This window comes from Asticcacaulis sp. (assembly GCF_027484505.1).
GTDB lineage: Bacteria > Pseudomonadota > Alphaproteobacteria > Caulobacterales > Caulobacteraceae > Asticcacaulis.
Genome location: NZ_JAIXSV010000062.1, coordinates 1 through 4,698 on the forward strand (window position 1 = coordinate 1; position 4,698 = coordinate 4,698).

3 protein-coding genes are annotated in these 4,698 nt (G+C 54.7%); all 3 read right to left on the minus strand.

The window, feature by feature from the left end; all coding sequences use genetic code 11:
• Positions 1-332: 332 nt before the first annotated feature.
• Entirely contained in the window at positions 333-1,172 is an 840-nt protein-coding gene (locus tag Q0072_RS03470; RefSeq protein ID WP_298325779.1) for an HNH endonuclease signature motif containing protein, read from the minus strand.
• Entirely contained in the window at positions 1,165-2,724 is a 1,560-nt protein-coding gene (locus tag Q0072_RS03475) for an AAA family ATPase (RefSeq protein WP_298325781.1), read from the minus strand. Before Q0072_RS03475 ends, Q0072_RS03470 begins: the two co-directional genes overlap by 8 nt.
• 1,017 nt (positions 2,725-3,741) lie before the next feature.
• On the minus strand, positions 3,742-4,698 hold a 957-nt coding region (locus tag Q0072_RS03480), incomplete at its 5' end, for a FecR domain-containing protein (RefSeq protein ID WP_298325784.1).

Genomic DNA, 4,698 nt, shown 5'->3' on the forward strand with positions numbered 1-4,698 from the left:
TTCGCCGCAGTTCGATCAGCGGAAAGCTTCGGGACCGAGGTTACCCCGTGGAATTGATCCAGCTCTGGCGCGCCTAGTGGCCAAGTCGAAACGTCTGTCGTATTGTCGCATTCGCGCCCATTCCGGACAATTTCAGTCCGCACCATCTTTCGTCCCAATAGCGGAAGAAAGCACATGGTCTTTAACCAACCACTCGCGCGTCCCCCCCTCTAGAGTTCGGCACATTCAAAAACTACGTATCGCTTTAGTTGCCAACCCCGACATGTACACGCCACCATGGTCGTGACAATAAAGAGTGCAGTGCCGCAGGGCAGTGTGAGGACAGACGGGGATCAGACATTCCATTCCATGGCGCTAAAATTTGCGTCGCGAAAGAGCCCTCGATAGAGAGCCGCCTGCCACGAATTCACACTATGCCCAGCTTTGGACTCAACCTGTTCGGCGAGGAAAGCAGTGACTTCGTCTGTTCCCCCCGCTTGATGTAGGCGACACAAATACCGCATCTGACCTTCAATCTCATCAATGGCCTGAGTGCCATATATTGCGCTGAGGCCAAGTTTTCCGAACTGATATTCCAGCTTTTTCAGAACCGGTTCAGCGACGCCCTCAGCCGCCATGTTCACGTAGAAGACTGGCGCCGGCGTCCCCCCTCCGTAATCCAGGCGGCACTCCAGCCAAGTACCGCCTGAAATCTGATCGAAGTATGGATGGAAAAACTGCTCGTCCGCAGAAATGACCTTTGAGTGCTTCGCGCCATTGCAGTCTCGGCAGCAGGGGACGAGGTTTTTGCTAAGGACGGAAAACTCGGCAAAGGACTCTTTCGGAAGGAAATGATCTAGAGTTCGTGGCGCGCCGTGCGAACAAAAGGGGCAACGGCGGGCTGCCAACTGTATCTTGTCGTAGATCGAGCGCGCGGGACCGCTTTTGTGCAGAACCTGCCCCGCATAGAGTTGCCGGAACTCTTGTGTGGTGAGTGCGATGTGTTCAAAGGGCAAAATGCTTTGGATGCCAAGCAGGAGGTCATTGGTTCCCCGGTCAGCATAGTTTGCATAGGCCGCACTCACCCCATTCCTTGCCGTTTCGAAACGCTGCCTCAGGGCTGCGGGTTTTACGCTGATACAGGTGTCAAAAACCACCATGTCATCTATATCGGGAATAGGGAGATTATGCATCTTCACCCTGCTGCAATGTCGTGTTCAGCAACCGTGCCAACGCGCGTCCCTCAGATCCAATTTGGCCGTTAAACTCACGCAAAAGTCCCTCGTAGCCCAGCTCTGACACCGACTTTTTTAGCTGCGCATGGAAGCCACTTTCTAAAACCTCCAAGCTGAAAACTTCTCGGGTCAATGTGCCTACATTCTCGCCATAGGTTTCTAGGTCAGGCCGCAAGAAACTGTACTCAGACCCTGACCGATTGAGGATAGTCACGCAACTCGTAGGGACTTCTTGAAGGACGACCGGAGAATGGGTTGCTATTAGCGCCACTCCGTTGCGAGCAATAAGCAAATCGGAGATCACGTTTGTAAAAGAGGCTAGAAGTGGCGGATGGAGGTGGGTTTCTGGCTCATCTATCAAGACAAGAGTCTTTTCATCCACGAGTTCGACCAGACGGGTAACCGTCAAAAGGACGATCTTGTGCCCCGAGCTAAGCGTCTCGAACACCTGTACGACAGATTGAAGTCCTTCTGACACCATCCGCCGCGCTAGGTCGTAATCGGCTAAGATCGGATCAGAGGTCAGAAGATTAATCGCCCGAAGCCACCGCTCTAGGCGTGGATTTGGGACACAGTTTTCCAAGGACTGGCGGAATTCGTCTTCGAGCTCTTTTTCAGACTTGAGTTGCGTACCGAGCGAGCTGTCTCCCTCGCTTGTGTCTGGGCCCTCGGCATTCTTCACATCCCGAGACGGACCGGGTGTTTTTTTCAAACCGACGTATGCATATTTGACTGAGCCGGCAATCCTATCTTGCGCGACTGGCATTAGTTTGTCGAAGGCGCTGAAAGCGACACTCACCAAGCTGGTGAATCGCTCTTCTTCAGAATTGAAACCAGGAAAATCAATCTTGCCTTTAATCCCGAAGGCGGCATCATCGTCGTGTCCGGTTAGCACATCAATCATGTCCGCAAGGAGACGCGTCTTGCCGACACCGTTGCGACCAATCAATACGTGTACGTTCGAAGGCGGCAAGGAATGGGGTTCGACTGAGACTGTCAGCCCTGCATCGCCGCTTGGCGGGACTAAAAATCGGAAGTTGAAGGCTGTCTGGGCGATGTTGCCCATCAGTATGCTGTGAAACAACCGGGAGATGTCTGACTTTCGTATGAAGCGACATAGAGACGTATTGAACACCTCATCATCCTCAAAAGTTTTGAGTATGCTGAGGTCGAAGGCGCAATCTCTTATGCGTTTGAGAAAATCTTTTCGAATATCTGACGGCAAGGCATAGATTGCCTCGTAATAGCGCTGGTCTTGGCCGACCGCACAATAGTCGTCCGTTAACCTGTGGAATGGAGACGTAGGCATTTCTGCATGGCCCCCCATCGTCTGGCCGCGACGCATGACTTTGATCCCGCCGAGCTCAATGCGCTCTCCCGCGTCATTGAAGTAGTGCAACTCGTACAGCGTCGAGTATCCGAAATCGTCCCAATTGTCGGAGCGCAAGACAAAGGTATGTGCGGGCATCTCAGACGGGAGCCCAGCCCTCGGCACAACGTAGATAGACATCAGACCCTCCCCCATTTCGGGCGATTGGCTTAGGGCTTTCAGCTTTAATGCCGCGCAATCCCCCCATCACCCCTAGTGATTAGCTCCACCTTGGCGCGCCCCGCGATAGAGATCAACAGGCTTGATCGCAATTTCCGACTGGGTGCTGCGCCACCCCAACCAAATGCCTCAATTTCATTCAACCGGCGTAACTCTCCTTCAAATCGCCATGTGGCGCCAGCGGTACTGCGCCTCTATCAAGCAATTCTGCGCTAATTGGAGGGAGTACCCATGCATTTTCGGTTCGAGGATAAGTCATCCTCGTTTGAAACACCGAGTACAACCGGCTTCGGAGTGAACGGCGGCGTGGATAGGTAACCGCACCACCGGCCAATGGGGGGGGCAAAATTGCGCGATCGCATTCGGCCGCTAAAAACAGGTTTGGGCCAAAAACAGTTGTGACCGCGCGATGCCAGCACTGCGCCCGTAATTTAACCCGTTTTAAGGCGCCATCCGCCCGTTAAAGCTCCCACCTTGCCGATGACCGTTGATAGGGAAAATTTCGCCGTTTGAGACTGCGTGCGCTCCGCTTTTTGCACAAATTGAGAATATGAGGCAGCTTTACGAGACTCCCCCCTCAATAAAATCAGTGCCTTAGGCGACAACTGTCTCTCACCTCATCGCGCTTGTCTCTCGAATTTCCGATGTGCAGACAATGACTTACCGGCTCTGAGAGACGGTCTTTTATCTTGCCTATTCCCTAACCGTACCTCGCCGAATCTCGTACGATCTTGCCACTTCGCGCCTCGGCAGCTTGCACACCATTCGCCGTGAATTTCCTCGCAAAATGGCTTCTGTCTGACAGGGTTTCGGCGGGGGTAATCTGGGCTTTTAGGCCAATCAAATTTCGCGTGGACCCTGGCATTATTGGCGACGAAAAGACCCGAATATCCAAATTCCACCGATGTCTATGGACACAGATGGACATGGACTTTTGGCCTTCGTTTTGTCGATCCGGCGTCAGATTTCTTCATTTTTTTAGCCCGCTTGGTCAGACTTTGTGAGGAGGATTTCGCCCTTCGGGCCGGTCGAAACCCGCACGCCAAAGCTCGATTGTACCGTCTGCAAAAAGCCCTCAGGATCGCGTGAACTGAACCTTCCGCCGACGCGAATGGCCCCAATATCCGGGTCCACAATGACGATGGGTTGGGTCAGGTAACGGTTATATTCTTCGACGGCTAAGGCCAGCGGCTGGCCCATAAATTCGAGCGTATCCATGCGCCAGGCGCTGGCGGATTCGAGCTCCTGCGGCGTGATGTTTCGCAGCGTTCCGGCACCTGCTCCGGCTAAGAATGACTGCTGACTTTCCAGCCGCTGTGGCGTTGTTTTCGCACTCTCCTTGACCACGCAGGCCCCGCGCAAAACGGTCAAATCCAGAGCCGATGCGCGAAGCCTTGCGTTCACATCACCGCTGATTTCGGCGGTCGCGGCGGGGGTCTCCAAGAGGCACGGCTTCTGTCCCTTGGGCACAGAAACAGCCACCTCACCCCGCAAAAGCCAGAGGCGAACGGAGCCCTGAACCTGCTTCCATTCGACGCGCGTATCGGTGTTCAGTTCGACGCTGATGCGGTCTGGTAGCTGCACCAACCGGCGCTCACCAATGTTGGTTGAGGCTGACGCGCGGCGCTGGCTGAAAGCCCAGACACTCGCCCCAACGGCGACAACGGCCGCTGCCGCACCGGCCCGCATGAACATGCGCCGCGTCCCGGCCCCAGTGCGCAAATCAGGGTCGTCGCTAAAGTCGAAACCGCGAAGATCGTCTATGGCATCCGCCGTGGCCAGGACGCGCGAGAAGGCAACGGAATGACGCGGGTCCTCATCTCTCCAGGCATTAAATGCATCGAGATCAGCCGTCCCGGCCTCCAGACGTGTATGCCAGAGAGCCGCCGCATCTTCGATACGGTCTTGCTCTGATGTGGTGTCCTCAGTCACGAA

Excerpts from the sequence above, each read along its gene's own strand:
- Q0072_RS03475 (WP_298325781.1), bottom strand. The coding sequence starts at position 2,724 with ATGTCTATCTACGTTGTGCCGAGGGCTGGGCTCCCGTCTGAGATGCCC.
- Q0072_RS03470 (WP_298325779.1), bottom strand. The coding sequence starts at position 1,172 with ATGCATAATCTCCCTATTCCCGATATAGATGACATGGTGGTTTTTGAC.